Consider the following 15,437-nt stretch of genomic DNA (forward strand, 5'->3'; position numbering starts at 1 on the left):
CACATGAAAACAAGCATAACCATCGCCCTGCTATGCGCCATCGCGATCGGCGCGCAGGCGCAAACGCCCGCCAGTGACCTGGCAGCGCTGTCGCAGATACAAACCGGCATGACCTCGAAAAGGATCAGCAGCTACGACAGAAGCGGAGGCAACGACGATTTTATCCGCATAGAAAATAATGAAAAGAAGATCATATTCGACGTAAAAGGCGCGGGTATCATCAATCACATCTGGATCACCATGGCGCCGCACCCCGGCGCGCTCAACAGGAATAACATCATCATCCGCATGTACTGGGACGGAAAAGCGGAACCTTCCGTAGTATCGCCCATCGGGCCCTTCTTCGGGCAGGGATGGGATGAGTCCTACGAATTCAGCTCCCTGCCGCTGATCGCCGGGCCGGACAGGGGGAAAGGGCTGGTCAGCTATTTCAGCATGCCCTTCGCCAATGGCGCCCGCATAGAAATAGAGAACGAAACCGGCCGGGCGATCGACAATTTCTATTACTATGTCGATTATGTGGAGATGGACAAGCTGCCACCCAACTCCGGCCGCTTTCACAGCTGGTATAACAAGCAGCTCGCCGGCTCCGCGGGCGATGGCGGGGAAAACGAATGGGGCATCCTGGGCAAGACCGGCAACAACACTACGGGTAAAGACAACTACCTGTTCGCCGATATCAAAGGGAAAGGCCATTTCGTGGGCGTGAACTATTATGTGCATTGCCCCACGCCCGTCTGGTACGGTGAAGGGGACGATATGATCTATATCGATGGCGCTTCCACGCCTACATTGCACGGCACCGGCACGGAGGATTATTTCAACACGGCTTTTTGTCCGAAGAATATTTTCCAGCATGCCTACTACGGTTATCCGCGTGTGAACAACGACATGGGATGGCTAGGGAGAACGCACCTCTACCGCTTTCACATCACCGATCCGCTGTACTTTTCCAAGTCCTTCAAATTCACCATCGAACATGGTCATAACAACGTATTGACGCTGGACCTCGCCAGCGTGGCTTACTGGTACCAAAGCGAAGCCACCGCGGTTCCGGCGATACCCGGCAAGGAAGCCCGCGCGCCGAAGCCGATGATCAATATCGGCGATTTCCATAAATGGAGAAATGAATGGAGAAAGAGCAAAGGCAACGATCCTCAATTGTGGGGCAATTAAATCCACTGTTATGAAAACAATGTTCCGTTTGATGATATGCTGTTGCTGCACCGTGCCCGCGTTCGCGCAGGAAATGACCGGTCTCGCAAGGATCAGGGAGCATGCAAAGTCAAAGCGCGTCAGTAGCTACGACCGCTCCGGCGATAACAACGACAACGTGCAGCATATCAAAAGCGGGGAGAAGCGCGTCATCTTTGACGTAAAAGGCGCGGGCATCATCCAGCATATCTGGTTTACCATGGGGCCGGAGCCGGACAAATTAAGCCGCAACGATGTCATCATCAGCATGTATTGGGACGGCAACGATTATCCCTCCGTGCAATCACCCATCGGCCCCTTCTTCGGGCAGGGCTGGAATGATTCCTACCTCTTTACGTCCGCGCCGCTGGCCGCTACGCCGGTGAACGGCATGGGGCTCGTCAGCTATTTTGCAATGCCGTTCGCGAATGGCGCCAGGATAGAGATCGAGAACCAGTCCGCCAGCGAAATAAGAACATTGTATTTCTATATCGATTACCTGGAGATGAAAGAGCTGCCGCCGCAGACCGGCCGGTTCCATGCCTGGTACAACCACCAGCTGACGGCCGCGGAAGACAGCGTGGAAAATGAACACTGGATGTTCGGTCCCGGTAAGCCCAACAAAACCGGCAGCAACAATTACGTGATAGCGGACATCAAAGGGAAAGGGCATTTCGCCGGCGTGAATTATTATGTGCATTCCCCCACGCCTTACTGGTACGGGGAGGGAGACGACATGATATTCATCGACGGCGATGAGCGCCCCACATTGCACGGCACCGGCACGGAAGATTATTTCAACACTTCCTGGGGCGCGCCGGACAAGCCTTATGCCAGCCCTTACTTCGGTTACGCGAAAGTGAACGGGGAAAAGGGCTTTCTCGGCAGAACACATATCTACCGGTTCCATATACAGGACCCGGTTTGTTTTGATACATCTTTCCGTTTCACCATCGAACACGGCAGCATGAACGTGCTGACGCTGGACCTCGCCAGTGTGGCATACTGGTACCAGGCGAAAGCATCGCGGATACCCGCCATTCCCGATGCCGCGGCCCGGAAACCGCGCCCCTTGATCGGTCCCGCGGACATTCACCGGTGGCGGAACGAATGGCGGAAAAGCAAAGGCAACGACCCCGCTTTATGGGGGAATTAATCACAAAAGTTAACCAAACCAATGAGCAGGTATTTAAAAAAGGGAAAAAGTGAGTCCGATATCAGAAACGCGGATGCGGATGTCAGGAAAAGCGTGGAAAAGATCATCCGCGACATAGAAGAGAACGGCGATGCGGCCGTGCGGAAATATGCGGCGGCATTCGACAACTGGTCGCCCGCATCTTTCCGGTTGACGGACGCGCAGATCAAAACAATTGTAGACGGTACGCCGCAGCAGGTGAAAGACGATATCCTGTTCGCGCAGCAACAGATCCGGTTCTTTGCGGAGCAGCAACGCGCCTCTATCTCGGATATAGAAATAGAAACCTTGCCCGGCGTATTTCTCGGGCATAAAAATATCCCGGTGAACAGCGTGGGATGTTATATTCCCGGCGGCCGCTACCCGATGGTGGCCTCCGCGCATATGAGCGTGCTGACCGCGAAAGTGGCCGGCGTAAAAAGAGTGATCGCCGCTACGCCGCCCATCAACGGCAAAATACCCGAAGCCACCATTTGCGCCATGCATTTCGCGGGAGCCGATGAAATATACGTCCTGGGCGGTGTGCAGGCCCTCTGCGCCATGGCGATCGGCACCTCTTCCATTTCGCCGGTAGACATGATCGTAGGGCCGGGGAATGCGTATGTAGCCGAAGCCAAAAGGCAGCTGTTCGGCCGCGTAGGCATGGACCTCTTTGCCGGTCCCACCGAAATACTGGTGATCGCCGACGAAACGGCGGACGCTGAAATGGTGGCCTGTGATCTGCTCGGGCAGGCGGAACACGGCCCCACTTCACCCGCCGCGCTGATCACCACATCGGAAACACTGGCGCTGGAAACGCTGGCGGAAATTAAACGGCAACTTCAGTACCTTCCCACAGCGGATATCGCCAGCGTAGCCTGGGAAAACTACGGCTCGGTGATACTGGTGGAAGATGAGGAGGAAGCGCTGCGCGAAGCGGATGCGCTGGCCTACGAGCATGTAGAAGTGCTCACAAAAGATCCGCAGTTCTTTCTCGACAACATGACGAACTACGGCGCGCTGTTCCTTGGCCCGGAAACCAATGTGGCCTTTGGCGACAAGGTGATCGGCACCAATCATACGCTGCCCACCATGAAAGCCGCGCGGTACACCGGCGGGCTGTGGGTGGGCAAGTTCCTCAAAAACTGTACCTACCAGCGCTGTACGCCCGAAGCCAGCGCCATGATCGGCGAATACGCCATGCGCCTCTGCGAGCTGGAAGGCTTCGCCGCGCACAAGGAGCAGGCCGCCCTGCGCGTGAAAAGGTATCAGCAGGAACCCGTCAAAGAAAAATAAACGGCAACGTTATGCGGATAAAAATTTTATTATTGGTGGTAGGTATCCTGTCCGCCTTTTCCAGGGCCGACGGACAAAAGGCCGCTTACCTCGTGCCAGAGATAAGCGGCCCCTTTACGCACATCTTCAACCCGAACGACACGCGAAAGGAGGGAGACAGCTCCTGGTATACCAACGACCATACTTTCATCAAAGGGAAAGACGGCGCCTGGCATGCCTATGGCATCATTCACCACCTGCCGGTAAGGCCCTGGGAAGAAACGCGCCTGTTTCACATCTCCGCATCGTCCATCAAACAGGCGAAGTGGGAAGACCATGGCTACGCCATGAGCGCGCAGCCGGGCGTGGAGCGCGTGATGTGGGCGCCGCATGTGATACGGGAAAAGGATACGTATTACATGTTTTACAACATCGGCAACATGCAGAAAAATGCGCCGGACTATGCCTCGTGGGGACAGCTATGCCTCGCCACCAGCAAGGATCTCTTTACCTGGCAGCGGCACGACCGCAACCCGCTGTTCAGCGATCCCGGTCATGCCCGCGATTCCTACATCCTCAAATACAAAAACCGGTATTACTATTACTATACGCGGGTACAAACCGAAACCGATCTCCGTTCAGCCGTAGCCGTTCGCACCGGCCCGGACCTCCTGCACTGGAGCGGCCCGAAGATCGCGCATACGCAGCCTTACGAGATCTATTGGGGCGGGGATGCAGAAAGCCCTTTCGTTATTCACAAGGACGGGCTGTTCTACCTCTTCATCTGCCAGGCTATGACGGCCTACAACCAGACGGCCGTTTTCTGGTCAAAAGACCCGGAAAATTTCCCGGCAGAAAATCTCGTATGTACGTTGCCGGTACATGCGGCTGAAGTGATCTACGATGAAAAAGAAGGCTGGTTCATCTCCAATACGGGGTGGGACAAGAAAGGTCTTTTCCTCGCTCCCTTAACATGGAAAAAACAAACCGGATTATGATCGCACTACGGAATTTATTACTGCTCTTGTGCTTTGCACCGTTATTGGCCAGCGCACAAGGTTATGACGCTTTCCGCTCCTGGGAAAAACTGCCGCAGCAACGCATTGGCGTAAGGGCGTACATGCGCAGCACTTATGCACGCACGGGCGGCGGATATGACGCTTCCAATTTTCTTTTTATGAATAAGGAAGATGAAAATGTAACGCTGGATGTAAAAGGCAACGGCGTGCTGTATTTCTTCCGCGCGAACCACTGGCACGGCAGTCCCTGGCATTTTGTGGTGGATGGAAAGGATAACATCGTAACGGAAACCGCTACCGCCGATCCCGTGGACGCTGTAAAAAAGTTCAAGGCCACCACCTTCTTTCCCACGGCAACGCTTCCCGAACCCATGGCCTGGACCTGGGGCACCACCAAAGGCGCTAACCTGATCTGGACGCCCATGGCCTTCCGCGATTCCCTGCAGATCGCCTATTCCAGAACGTTCTACGGCACCGGCTACTACATCTATCATCTTTATGCGGATAAACATAATCTTCCGAGCTGGAATCTAAATAAAACACCCGACCAGGATGTCGTAGATCTTGTAAGCCGCGCGGGTACAGACATCGCACCGAAAAATATCCGCAAAGCCACCGGCGCCGTAAAGCTGAACAAATCATCCGTGTTGTTGGCAACCATCAACGCGCGCTCATCATCGCTCCGGGCTTTAAAGCTGACGCTGCCGCTGGACAAAGCAGAAGCGCTGGAACGTGTACGCCTGCGCGTGACCTGGGACGATGCCGCACATCCTTCCATTGACGCGCCTTTATGTCTTTTCTTCGGAGCGGGCACATTTTTCAACCGCGAAAAGAAAGCATATCTCGTCAAAGGGCTGCCCATCAATATCCGCTTCGATTATCCCGGGAAAAAGATCGAGCTGGCCTGCTATTATCCCATGCCGTTCTTCAAAAATGCAAAATTCGAGCTGACAAATATCCGGCCGGATGATACCGAGATCAGTTACGAGCTGCGGTATGAACGCACCAAAGTGTCCGCCAGCCGGAGCAGCTATTTCCACGCTACCTACCGCGATTTCCCGAAACCGGAACTGGGGCAGGACATGACCTGGCTGGATACGGAAGGGGTGGAAGGGCGCCAGCAGTGGTCCGGTAGTTTCCTCGGCACTTCATTCATATTCTCGCACAACGCCAACCTCAACACGCTGGAAGGCGATCCGCGGTTCTTCTTTGACGACAGCCGGTCGCCGCAGGCTTACGGCACCGGTACGGAAGAATGGGCCGGCGGCGGAGATTACTGGGGCGGGGAGAACATGACGCTGCCGCTGGCGGGGCATCCCTGCGGATCAACAGAAAAGAAAACCGCCGTGAACGACAAGGACCTTATTCAGTCCGCCTACCGCTTCCTGTTCGCGGACCTCATGCCCTTCGGCAAGCGCGCCGTGATCCGATTCGAGCACAATGAGAATGTATCGCAGGAACATTATGAAACGGTGTGTTACTGGTACGGATTGCCTGCCGCTTCACTGATCAAGACCGATTCGCTGGACATCGGCAAAACAGCTGACGAAGCACAACATGCCTACCACTCCCCGCAAGCCTCCGCCGTGGAAAAGATATCATCGAGATATGAATGGGGGCCGGATGCCTATCCCGCGCATGCCTGGGGTTACGATCTGCCAAAGAAAGAAGGATACAGGCATCTGATCGGAAAGGAGATCTACCCCGCGCATGAAGAAGATGGCCGCACCACCACCGGCACCTCCGAATTCACGGTACGCCTCCGGAAAGACAATATGGGCGCGCTCCTTCGCCGGACACTGGATTACAGCTATCCCAACCAGACCGCCGAAGTATTCATTGCGGCAAAGGGAACGGACAACTGGCAGTACGCCGGCGCCTGGTACCTCGCCGGCTCCAATACGTACGTCGTTTCCCGGCCGCCGGGCGAATTGTCGCCACGAAAATACCACGTGGAAACCTCCAACCGCCGCTTCCGCGACGATGAATTCCTGATCCCCGCCGCGCTCACCAAAGGCCGCGACGCCATCCGGGTAAGGATCAAATGCATTCCCGATCACCAGGCGCTTTATCCCGGTCATCCGTTCCCCCGCCAGAGCGCCTGGAGCGAACTGAAATATGATGTGTACAGTTATGTTTTGCCCGATTTTAAATAAGCAGAAGAATATGCGTGGAATATGCCTGATCGCGCTGTTATGCACGGCGCTTTCGTCCTACAGCAACATCCGCCTCCCTAAGATCATCGCCAGCAACATGGTGCTGCAGCAAAAAGATAAAGTGAAGATCTGGGGCTGGGCGGACCCTTATGAAAAGATAACGGTCACCGCCTCCTGGGACCATAAAACGTACGAAGCCACCGGCTCCCGCGACGCACGCTGGGAAGTGGAAATGGAAACGCCCGCCGCCGGCGGCCCATATACGATCACTTTGAAAGGGAAGAACACCATCGTGCTGAACAACGTGCTGCTCGGCGAAGTATGGATATGCTCCGGGCAAAGCAATATGGAAATGTGCGGGCAATGGGGCTTGCAGGACATTAAAGCAGAGCTGCCTTCCGCGCATTTTTCCAACATCCGCTTCTTTCACATCCCCAAAACAACCGCACCTTACCCGCAGGAAGACTGCACCGGCGAATGGACCGCCTGCGACAGCATCACGCTGCAAACCTTCAGCGCGGTCGGGTATTTTTTCGGCAAACGTGTGAGCAAAGAACTGAATGTTCCCGTCGGGCTGATCGCCGCAAGCTGGGGCGGAACCGCCGCGGAGATATGGACGCCGGACAGCATCGTCCGCCACAACCCGGTATTGAAACAAGCCGCGAAAAAAATAAAACCGAGCGGTATGTGCCCCTACGAGCCCGGCTATGCGTTCAACGCCATGATCGCGCCACTGACGCGCTATGCGATTGCCGGCGCCATCTGGTACCAGGGCGAGAACAACACCGAAGCCGCCTCTACTTACAAACCCTTGTTCACCGCCATGATAGACGGCTGGCGCGCGGCATGGAAAAGGGATTTCCCTTTTTATTTCGTGCAGATAGCGCCCTTCCGGTATAAACTGCAAAACACCGGCGCCCTGTTGCGGGAAGCCCAGCTGCAAAGCGCGCAACATCACAAAACGGGAATGGTGGTGATCACGGACCTCGTGTCCGACACCAACAATGTGCATCCGGCGAACAAACACGATGTTGGCCTGCGTTTGGCGAACCTTGCGCTGGCGGATACTTATCACCGGCAGGGGATCGTTTATCTAAGTCCCGTTTTTAACAGCATGCGTATCCGTGGGAACAAAGCCGTTATTACATTTGATCACGCGGAAAACGGATTGATGATCAAAGGCAAGACCGCCACGGAGTGGCTGATCGCGGGGGAGGATAAAGTATTCTATCCGGCCACGGTGTCCATCCGTCAGCAAACCGTAACGGTGTCCAGCAAAAATGTGAAAGCCCCCGTAGCCGTGCGCTACGGCTTCCGCGACGCGGCAATGGGCAATCTTTTCAGCAGGGAAGGGCTGCCCGTGGCGCCATTCCGGACGGATGACTGGTATGTGAAGACGGAGTGAACCTCCGGGAAGTTGTCTTGCCCAAAATACCTGAAACCTTTCGTATACCTGGTCGTCTTAATGACAAACCAGTATACCATGAAACATTTTATGATCTTCCTGTTCACGGCGTTTACGATTTCAGCTTACGGACAAGACAAATACAATTACGTTTACTTCAACAAACTGACCGAACTGCATGGAACGCCACACGTTATCGCAACGATTGACAATGTGGGAAAGATGACCGTCCACAACAGATATCTGCTGTTCATCAACACCAGCAACGGCCAGTCCAGACAGATCGATTTTCCTAAAGACGCCTGGATATACCGGATCGAGCAGATCAGGATAGACAGCCTGCAGATCAACAAAGTGCTCCTGGTAGCCAAAACGGTCAACCTGGACAACAGCAGACGGATAGACGGGAGCGACCCGATCCAGGTCATCCTCCTTTCAACGGACGGGCAGGAAAAGGTACAACTGACGGAAGACAAGTTCTTTGTGCGCACCTGGGTCATCAACCGGCAAACCGGCGCGATCGTGATTACGGGATATTACGATTCCAACAATAACGGCAAATACGACAAAACGGACAAAAACGAAATACTGCTCTACGATCTGAAGACCTCGGAGCGGATCGCTAAAATTTAGACAGGGCGTTGATCACCTTTTCCAAGACGGGTATCGCCGTTTCCATATGCTCAAGTGCCGGGGAGATCCTGTACCCGGTATTTGCGCCCCTTGCGCAGCTGCCGGATCTTTTATATCTTTTGCGGATATAATCAGAAACAACGCTTCCATGTCCACCTTTCCACAGATCATTTTTACAGCCCTGTTAGCTGTTTGTTGTAACCTCTCCTCCGTGTTTGCGCAAAGCAAGCCCAACATCGTCATCTTTCTTACAGACGACCTGAATCAGCAGGATGTCGGCTGTTATGGCAATACCGATGTGAGAACGCCCAACATGGACAAGCTGGCTGCCGAAGGCATGCGGTTCAACCGTGCATATGCGGCATCACCCATGTGCGCGCCTTCCAGGAGCGTGATGTTTACAGGGCTGTATCCGTTCCGCAACGGTTCGCAGATGAACCATTTTACGGTAAGGCCGAATACCAGGAACCTGCCGCAGTTCCTGCAAAAGCTGGGTTACCGCGTGGTGATCTCCGGCAAGACGGATGTATTCCCTCTACATAATTTTCCGTTTGAAAGGATCGGGGAGGAGTTCGGGAAGTATTTTCCCGTGGAGAACCGGCTGGACCGCAAGAAGGAAAGCGTTAACATGATCGGGCAGCATTTTAAAGAACGGCCGGAACAGCCGATCTGCCTGATCATTGCGCCCTGGGTGCCGCATGTGCCCTGGTTCCCCAATAAAGATTTCGATCCTGAAAAAATAAAAGTGCCGGATTATCTCGCTGATACCAAAGCCACCCGCAAGGCGCTGGCCGCTTATTATCAAAGCATAGGGAAAGCCGATGAAATGCTGGGAGAGATATTGCAGGCCATTGACAAAGCGGGACAAAAAAACAATACCGCCGTGATGTTCCTGTCGGACCAGGGTGCACAGTTCCCCTCCGCAAAATGGACGGTGTATGACCAGGGGCTGAAAGTGCCGCTGATCGTCAGGTGGCCGGGGAAAGTGGCCGCGGGATCAGTATCTGATGCGCTGGTATCGCTCGTGGACCTGACGCCCACATTGATCGATCTCGGCGGTGGGAAAGAGGTGGAAGCGCTGGATGGCAAATCGTTTAAAAACGTGCTGATCAACAAAAAGAAAGATCATCATGCTTACATTTTTGCGGAAACCTCCGTGGAGCCGCACTTCTGGTACAACTACACGCCCTCGCGGACGGTGATTACCAGCGACGGCTTCCATTATATCCGCAACTATCATCCCGGCGTTCGTTTTATCACGCACATCGACAAAGTAGAACAGAACGAATTTTACTTTGACAGCTGGATAACGGCTGCCAAAACTGATCCGCAGACCAGGTTCCTGCTCAACCGTTACAGCTATCGTCCGCCGGAAGAGCTGTTCGATCTGAATACAGACCCTGTTGAATTTAAGAACCTCGCCGGCAACCCCGCTTATCATCGCAAAGCCGGCGAGCTGGCGCAGTTGCTGGATAAAGAACTGAACCGCCAGGGCGAAACAGATGAAATGATACTGGAAGGGCCGCTACCACAGTTCTTTGATCAGAGTTACACTATCCGGCAAAACATGGGCGCGTCCGATCTTTCCTTCAATAAAAAAAGATGGAACCCGGATACGCTGCTCATCACCGCTTACCTGGAAGAGATCGGCAAAGGAGGCATAGTGTGTGATTATTTTTCCAACTTTAAGCTATACGCCTGGCAGCATAAGATCGGTCTGGTATTGAAAGATGGCACTGAAATAGCAAGCAGGCGGATCGATGCCGATCAGGGGCAATTATTGGTCAGCTTATCGGAAACGGGCGTTCTGAAAGTGCGGTTTAACGGGGAAACTGTTTTAACGAAAGAGCTGCAGCGCGATCTGACGAAGATCAAAGCTGGATATGTGACCTGTGGGATGATACAGGGAGAGGAGCTGGAAGGGAAACTGGGAACGTATGAGGGGAAGATCAGCGATTTGCGGTTTACGATGAATGCATTGTCGAGGGAGCCGTGACACCACCAGCAACAGGCCAATATGACTTATTGATCAGGATACATTTATTGCTGCAGGAGGATCATTTGCGCCGCGAAGCGTTTGCCCAGTTCCGTGGCTGAAGCAGCATCGAAATGGGTTTTATCTCCCTTGTGAACGAGCCCCTCCGAACTGGCAACAGCGGTATTTTTTACTTTCCCGGGCAATTGCTTGAGCTGATCATTTATTACCTGATAGTTATGGCGGTAACGCCCAAGTTCTCCTGCAACAAAGGGCAGTTTTTTATCCCGGGCTACTTTCCGCAGGCGGCCGATGAGCGTTTTCAGTTTTTTAAGGTAGTCCTCATATCCGCCAGGCTTGCTGTTCCCCTCTCCCTGGTGCCAGATGATGCCTTTGATAACGCCGCTTTTCATCGCTATGCGCAACCGGGATACGGCGTCGTCATAGGGATGTTTTTTGGTTACGTGGTCTACCGCACCGGGTTCCCAGTATTCAATTGCGGTGCCGCCAACGGCGCAGGGGATCAGCCCGATCCGCACATCGGGATTCGCTTTCGCCATTTCCAGACCAAATGCAAGTCCAGGCCCAACGCCAGCTACGGCGGGCTTATCAAAATGCAGGGGATGCGATGCGGTGACCCATTTACCTTCCTTATTCAGCATCAGTACATTGGGTTGTGATATGTCCCGGTATTCATCGGTGATGACGCCCCGCCCGGCCATGTTGGACTGCCCCACCAACAGGTAGAGATGAAAGTTCGGGTCGGGTTGATCCGGCTTTGAAAATGAAGTAAGCAGCAGCACGATTGCTACAAACAAACTTCCGGTTTTTAGATTCATGGATGCATATTTACGGAATATTAATTGTATTACATATCCTTGCGAAAGTAATATCCGATGTTTATTTTCAATCTCAAACTCCATAAGCACATGATATTCTGCGCAGATAAGCGTGCATTTTTAGCGATCCTGATGACAATGCTCACAATGAGCAGCTGCCGGATAAACAAAGGATCCCGTCATCATAAACAGCCACCCAATATCCTTTTCATTGCAGTAGACGACCTGCGTCCTCAATTAGGATGTTACGCAGATCCGATCGTGCAGAGCCCCAATATTGATAAACTGGCGGGATCGGGCGTTGTATTCAACCGGGCGTACTGCCAGCAGGCGGTATGTTCTCCTTCCCGGACTTCCTTAATGACGGGAAGAAGACCGAATACAACAAGGGTTTGGGATTTAAAAACGCATTTTCGCAGCAATATCCCGGATGTAATTACACTGCCCCAGTATTTTAAGAACAATGGTTATCACACGCAAAGCGTCGGTAAAATTTATCACGACCCCGCCAAGGCACAGGATGCGCCTTCGTGGTCTGTGCCGGAAATATCCGCGGTAACGAAAAAAGAGGGAAAATATGTGCTGCCGGAAAATCTTCAGAAAAAATCTTCCAAAGCCGCGGCGTCGGAACAGGCGGATGTGCCTGATAATGCTTATATAGATGGACAGGTAGCGGATCAGGCGCTGGCGGTTTTAAAAAAGATCAAAGACAAACCTTTCTTCCTGGCAGTAGGGTTCCGCCGCCCGCATTTACCTTTCAGCGCGCCCAAAAAATACTGGGATCTCTACGACCGGAACAAGATCCCGCTGCCGGTTCCGTATACGCTTCCTTCCAATATCCCCGTCTATGCCAGGCATCGCAACGAAGAGCTGAGAGGATATAGTGATATTGGATTCAATAACGTGATCCCTGATGCAAAAAAGCGGGAATTGCTGCACGGTTATTATGCCGCGATCAGTTATGTGGATGCGCAGATCGGAAAGGTGCTGGCGGAACTGGACCGCTTAGGTTTAACGAAAAACACCATTATTGTTTTGTGGAGCGATCATGGGTTTCATTTAGGCGAGAATGATTTGTGGGCAAAGGCGACCAATTATGAACTCGACACCAGGGTGCCTTTAATTATTGCGGCGCCGGGGAAAGAACGCGGTGTGAAATCTGATGGACTGGTTGAGCTGGTAGACTTATATCCCACTTTAGCCGAGCTGGGCGGGCTTCCGGTTCCGGAAGGATTGGAAGGCACTTCTTTAGTACCGTTATTGACCAGGCCCGGTCAACCCTGGAAAAGCGCCGTGTTCAGCCAGTTTCCACGCCCCTGGCAATACAAGGGCGAACCTGAAACAATGGGGTACGCTATCAGAACAGACCGTTACCGTTACGTGGAATGGCGTGATTTTAAAACGGATGCAATCAAAGCCACGGAGCTTTATGACCACCAGGTTGATCCTGATGAAGTAAATAACATCGCCAATATTGCAACGAATGCTGCTTTGACCGGAAAATTAAAACAGCAGCTTCATGATGGGTGGCAGCGGGCCCGCCCAGTTAAGCCCAATTTGAAATGACAGCCTGCTGCCCGCGTATCAATGCTTCATCCGCATCTATCACAGCCGCCACGGGAATGTTCAGCACCTCGCAGGCCAGGGTGTACAGCGGTGCGTGCAGCGGTCCCGTTACCAGGTAAACGGGCATGTGCGGGGGCACTTCTTTCAGTTCTGTGCCGATGAGCAGGCCGCTTAAATAAAAATGATTCTGCGCCGGTGAAATGTTTTTGAGCAACTGGTTGGTGCGTACCATAAAAGCATTGTGCAGCAGGTTTCCTGTCCGTCCCGCCTGCAGCCCTTCCGCGAAGTTGGCGCGGGCGGCATCATTCAGTTCGCTGCTCCGGTCTATCGATGCGGCCAGCACGCTGTGGGTGGACAGCAGATCGAAAAATTCTCCCGTCATGAAAGATTGAAAGCCTGTTGCCTGATGATGACTTACGCGCACGTGTTTGGCATGCGTGCCCGGCAGCAGCAGCAATTGTTCCTTTTCCGTATCCGGTAACCATGCGGCGCAGCCTGCAATTTTGGTTTCCTCGCCACGCATCACATCCTGCCCGCTGCAGACGCCGGAAATAATGATGAAGCGGCCTGACCTGTGCACGGCCAAATCTGCTCCGCTCAGGCTGAAGGGCAGTTCCTTGTAGGGAAGCTCTACCATGCCAATGCTGGAAGACGCCATGCCGGACAGCACTACCGGCACGTCCTTCAGCGGAATACTTGTTCTTTCCGCTAATACATCGATCTGGCGGTTGATGATCGCAGCAAAAAAATCTTCGCGTGGCAGTGATGCTTGCTGCCATTGCTGGTAAGTGCCGGCAATACCGGCGCCGGAACGTTCTTCCGCGATTACCTTCAAACTCCCTGCCGCTACCAGCCGCAGCCGGAAGGAGCTGGTGCCCCAGTCGCAACTTAAAAAATACTCATTCATCATCCACCGTTTTTATCCGTTCTACATTTCCCACGAGGAAAATATACGAGCATGCACCGAGCAATCCCAACACCGCCACAAACACCAGTGCCGGCGCAAAGCTGCCGCCACTCGCGAGCAGGCCGATCACGATCGGTACAATAATGCCCGCCAGCTGACCAATGAAGTTGAACACGCCGCCAGTCAGGTTGATGAGATGTTTCGGCGCGAGCGTAGATACAAATATCCAGGTGATGGAAGCGAAGCCTACTCCAAAGAAGGAGAGGGACATAAAAAAGATGATGAGCCCGGGCGTGTGTACATAATTGGCGCCGAGTATGCACGCGGATATCAGCAGGCCGATGATGATGGGCCACTTGCGTGCTTTTGCGGGCGACACGCCTTTTTTTACCAAATAATCAGATAAAAAGCCGGAGCATAAAATGCCTATGAACGCCGCAAGATATGGTACGGAGGCCCAGTAGCCGGAATGGATGAAGTCCAGCCCACGGTAATCTACCAGGTATTTCGGAAACCAGGTGAGAAAAAACCAGGTGGTGGCGTTCACCGCGAACTGGCCGAGATAAATACCCCAGAGCTTGCGGTAGGAGAGTACGGCCTTCAGGTCCGTCCAGCGGAAAGCGGTTTTCTTTTCACCCTGCTGCTTGTCGAGCATGCCGCCGCCGCTTTCAATATGCTGCAGCTCTTCGGCATTGACGGACTTATGTTTGAGCGGGTCCCGGTAAAACAGGTACCATACAATGCCCCAAACAATACCGATGAGGCCGGTCACCACAAACAGTCCTTTCCAGCCTACTTCCAGCTGTATCCTCGACAGCACCGGCATCAGGAAAGCGAGGCCCAGGAACTGGCCGGAGGTATACACAGCAATGGCGGAAGCACGTTCGTTATCCGGGAACCAGTTGCTGACTACCCGGTTGTTGATGGGGTAGGCGGGCGCTTCAAACACGCCGGTGGCCATGCGCAGGCCGAAGAGGGAGGCGAAGCCTTTTGCAAATCCCTGCAATACCGTGGCAATCGACCATGCGATGAGACTGAAAGCGTAAAGGATGCGCGGGCTGAAACGGTTCACCAGTATGCCACCCGGTATCTGGAAGGCGAGGTACGTCCAGCTGAAAGCGGAGAAGATCAACCCCAGCTGCACCGGTGTGAAATTAAACTCCTTGTCTATTTCCGAAGCGGCTACGGCGAGGTTGCTTCTGTCCATGTAATTGATCACCACGTTCACAAATATCAGGAACAGTACCTGGTAGCGTATTTTAGTAGGTTTCATGTTTTGATTGCAGGTCTGTGT

Annotated in this window: 12 protein-coding genes; 9 read left to right on the plus strand and 3 right to left on the minus strand. The window is 53.4% G+C overall.

Annotation, left to right across the window (positions count from 1 at the left end):
* The first annotated feature begins 3 nt into the window (after window positions 1–3).
* From CCY01nite_RS23915 to CCY01nite_RS23950, 8 genes are all read left to right on the plus strand, one after another.
* The gene (locus tag CCY01nite_RS23915; RefSeq protein WP_186831231.1) at window positions 4–1,176 is read left to right on the plus strand and encodes a glycoside hydrolase family 172 protein; all 1,173 of its coding nucleotides are present in this window, start codon (window positions 4–6) and stop codon (window positions 1,174–1,176) included.
* A 10-nt stretch (window positions 1,177–1,186) separates the two neighbouring features.
* Window positions 1,187–2,350 carry a glycoside hydrolase family 172 protein gene (locus tag CCY01nite_RS23920; RefSeq protein WP_146867054.1) on the plus strand — a complete coding sequence of 388 codons (1,164 nt, stop codon included), beginning with the start codon at window positions 1,187–1,189 and terminating at the stop codon, window positions 2,348–2,350.
* 21 nt (window positions 2,351–2,371) lie between these two features.
* Window positions 2,372–3,664, plus strand: coding sequence for a histidinol dehydrogenase (hisD, locus tag CCY01nite_RS23925; protein WP_146867056.1), 1,293 nt, complete (start codon window positions 2,372–2,374; stop codon window positions 3,662–3,664).
* 11 nt (window positions 3,665–3,675) lie between these two features.
* The gene (locus CCY01nite_RS23930; protein WP_146867058.1) at window positions 3,676–4,641 is read left to right on the plus strand and encodes a glycoside hydrolase family protein; all 966 of its coding nucleotides are present in this window, start codon (window positions 3,676–3,678) and stop codon (window positions 4,639–4,641) included.
* Complete coding sequence (locus CCY01nite_RS23935) at window positions 4,638–6,818, plus strand: DUF2961 domain-containing protein (protein ID WP_186831232.1); 2,181 nt, start codon at window positions 4,638–4,640, stop codon at window positions 6,816–6,818. Before CCY01nite_RS23930 ends, CCY01nite_RS23935 begins: the two co-directional genes overlap by 4 nt.
* Before the next feature lie 10 nt (window positions 6,819–6,828).
* Window positions 6,829–8,223: a sialate O-acetylesterase gene (locus CCY01nite_RS23940; RefSeq protein ID WP_186831233.1), complete on the plus strand. Its 1,395-nt coding sequence runs from the start codon at window positions 6,829–6,831 to the stop codon at window positions 8,221–8,223.
* Between the two features lie 78 nt (window positions 8,224–8,301).
* A complete protein-coding gene (locus CCY01nite_RS23945) occupies window positions 8,302–8,856 on the plus strand; it encodes a hypothetical protein (RefSeq protein ID WP_146867064.1) in 555 nt (184 codons plus the stop codon).
* A 148-nt stretch (window positions 8,857–9,004) separates the two neighbouring features.
* Window positions 9,005–10,852 (plus strand): sulfatase family protein, encoded by a 1,848-nt coding sequence (locus tag CCY01nite_RS23950; RefSeq protein WP_146867066.1) that lies wholly within the window; start codon window positions 9,005–9,007, stop codon window positions 10,850–10,852.
* A 44-nt stretch (window positions 10,853–10,896) separates the two neighbouring features.
* Here CCY01nite_RS23950 and CCY01nite_RS23955 read toward each other — a convergent pair whose 3' ends face one another.
* Window positions 10,897–11,649: a sialate O-acetylesterase gene (locus CCY01nite_RS23955; RefSeq protein ID WP_246130030.1), complete on the minus strand. Its 753-nt coding sequence runs from the start codon at window positions 11,647–11,649 to the stop codon at window positions 10,897–10,899.
* Between the two features lie 78 nt (window positions 11,650–11,727).
* On the opposite strand from CCY01nite_RS23955, the gene CCY01nite_RS23960 reads away from it, so the two are divergent.
* The gene (locus CCY01nite_RS23960; RefSeq protein ID WP_222614485.1) at window positions 11,728–13,236 is read left to right on the plus strand and encodes a sulfatase; all 1,509 of its coding nucleotides are present in this window, start codon (window positions 11,728–11,730) and stop codon (window positions 13,234–13,236) included.
* Here the strand turns inward: CCY01nite_RS23960 and CCY01nite_RS23965 are convergent.
* Both CCY01nite_RS23965 and CCY01nite_RS23970 read right to left on the minus strand, forming a co-directional pair.
* Window positions 13,217–14,143, minus strand: coding sequence for a 2-dehydro-3-deoxygalactonokinase (locus tag CCY01nite_RS23965; RefSeq protein ID WP_186831234.1), 927 nt, complete (start codon window positions 14,141–14,143; stop codon window positions 13,217–13,219). The two genes, CCY01nite_RS23960 and CCY01nite_RS23965, sit on opposite strands and share 20 nt — an antisense overlap.
* Entirely contained in the window at window positions 14,136–15,416 is a 1,281-nt protein-coding gene (locus CCY01nite_RS23970) for an MFS transporter (RefSeq protein WP_146867072.1), read from the minus strand. Before CCY01nite_RS23970 ends, CCY01nite_RS23965 begins: the two co-directional genes overlap by 8 nt.
* Window positions 15,417–15,437: the final 21 nt, after the last annotated feature.

The sequence above is a fragment of the Chitinophaga cymbidii genome (assembly GCF_007992715.1).
GTDB lineage: Bacteria > Bacteroidota > Bacteroidia > Chitinophagales > Chitinophagaceae > Chitinophaga > Chitinophaga cymbidii.

Excerpts from the sequence above, each read along its gene's own strand:
- CCY01nite_RS23965 (WP_186831234.1), bottom strand. The coding sequence starts at position 14,143 with ATGAATGAGTATTTTTTAAGTTGCGACTGGGGCACCAGCTCCTTCCGG.
- CCY01nite_RS23960 (WP_222614485.1), top strand. The coding sequence starts at position 11,728 with ATGTTTATTTTCAATCTCAAACTCCATAAGCACATGATATTCTGCGCA.
- CCY01nite_RS23940 (WP_186831233.1), top strand. The coding sequence starts at position 6,829 with ATGCGTGGAATATGCCTGATCGCGCTGTTATGCACGGCGCTTTCGTCC.
- CCY01nite_RS23945 (WP_146867064.1), top strand. The coding sequence starts at position 8,302 with ATGAAACATTTTATGATCTTCCTGTTCACGGCGTTTACGATTTCAGCT.
- CCY01nite_RS23930 (WP_146867058.1), top strand. The coding sequence starts at position 3,676 with ATGCGGATAAAAATTTTATTATTGGTGGTAGGTATCCTGTCCGCCTTT.
- hisD (WP_146867056.1), top strand. The coding sequence starts at position 2,372 with ATGAGCAGGTATTTAAAAAAGGGAAAAAGTGAGTCCGATATCAGAAAC.
- CCY01nite_RS23950 (WP_146867066.1), top strand. The coding sequence starts at position 9,005 with ATGTCCACCTTTCCACAGATCATTTTTACAGCCCTGTTAGCTGTTTGT.
- CCY01nite_RS23935 (WP_186831232.1), top strand. The coding sequence starts at position 4,638 with ATGATCGCACTACGGAATTTATTACTGCTCTTGTGCTTTGCACCGTTA.
- CCY01nite_RS23970 (WP_146867072.1), bottom strand. The coding sequence starts at position 15,416 with ATGAAACCTACTAAAATACGCTACCAGGTACTGTTCCTGATATTTGTG.
- CCY01nite_RS23920 (WP_146867054.1), top strand. The coding sequence starts at position 1,187 with ATGAAAACAATGTTCCGTTTGATGATATGCTGTTGCTGCACCGTGCCC.
- CCY01nite_RS23915 (WP_186831231.1), top strand. The coding sequence starts at position 4 with ATGAAAACAAGCATAACCATCGCCCTGCTATGCGCCATCGCGATCGGC.